The following is a 1292-nucleotide window of genomic DNA, read 5'->3' as shown; positions in this document are numbered from 1 at the left end:
TGTGAGATTTTGTGTTGTTCATTTTTCTCTTCTCGTTTGTAGAATTAAACTTGCATTTCTGGTTTGCTGGCTTTTCTTTGAGTTTGTTTCTGGCGTTGCCTTGCAGTATCTTTATCAGTCTGGGCTTGGGTAGAGCGAGTTGATTGCTGATTGTCCAGTAGCGTTTCTATCTCACGCAGGGGGATGCTACACTGCAAAATCTCTGGGGGCTGCCCTGGTACTAAAACGGCATCAAGCACTTGTTCATCGTTACGATTAGGGTTAAATCTTTGAAGTAGCCGTGTATCATTGGGCAGTTTTACTACTTCAAATTCGTACTTGACTTTGCCCTTTTCAGTCCAGGTGAATGTCGGTTCATCATTGCTGTTAAATCGGTTAGGTAGTTGTTCTTGAAATTTTTGAATTAATTCTTGGGTACTGGCTTTGAGGGCGTATTCTTCTTTCGACTGTGGCAGTTTGCAGATGCCCGTCTTTTCATCAGGGCTAAGATTGTCTTGTGCGATCGCCCACTGTCCCTGAGTGCGAGTACCAGCAAAAAGTGTTTCACCTTGGGTATTTTCTAAGGCAATGGCTACTTGTTTGTCTTCTGCATCTACCCATAAAGTTTTGTTACTGGAAATGGCGATACCTGCTTGGGGTGATTGGTCAAATAATTCACCAGCAACTTTGGCAAACCCCACTAAAGCATCAGCACAGGCAGCTTGTTGTTGCTGTGCTTGGCGTTTCGTTAGATGTTCTAAAATGTCAACGTCTGCTGGTGGATGGTTAGCAGAGTTAGGTTGGACAATATCTGCATCAGTTTTTGACTCAACAACAGTAGAATTATTTTGTGGTGCTGCTATCTGTTTTTCCAATCGGCTAACTACCATTTCTAAACGGTCAAGTCGCTTGGAAAGAACTTTCAGGTAGGCTTCAATTTGGTCAAGCTGTTCGCTGACGCTGGCATCCTTATTTAATTCAAATGGTTGTGATTGGTATTTGGGGTCTAGTTGGGAACCAAGATTATCTACTTTAGAGCCGATTTTGGTAGCAGCTACAGCCAGTGGATTGTTTGCGGCTGATTCTTCAGATACAGTTTGAAAATCTTGAGACTTTTGAGACTCTGGTAAGTCTGGCTTTGCTTCTTGCAAGCGACTGGCTATGTTATCTACGCGGTCATTCTGCTGTTGCAGTTCTTTGAGAATTCGTTCAAGCCGCTTTTCATCAGCCTCGGCTGCTAGCTGTTCCAAAACACCTTGTCCCACCGCAATTCCCAGAGATGCCAGTTGACCTGTTAAGCCTGCCAAATTCAC

At 43.7% G+C, this 1292-nt stretch carries 1 pseudogene; it reads right to left on the bottom strand.

Annotated features, from left to right (window positions below):
- Positions 1-44: 44 nt before the first annotated feature.
- Positions 45-1292, bottom strand: a pseudogene (locus CDG77_RS34960) (hypothetical protein); the annotation flags it as partial.

It is taken from the genome of Nostoc sp. 'Peltigera membranacea cyanobiont' 213, assembly GCF_002245975.1.
Lineage (GTDB): Bacteria > Cyanobacteriota > Cyanobacteriia > Cyanobacteriales > Nostocaceae > Nostoc.
Note: the sequence above shows the minus strand (reverse complement) of the source record. Positions and strands in the feature narration are given on the sequence as shown.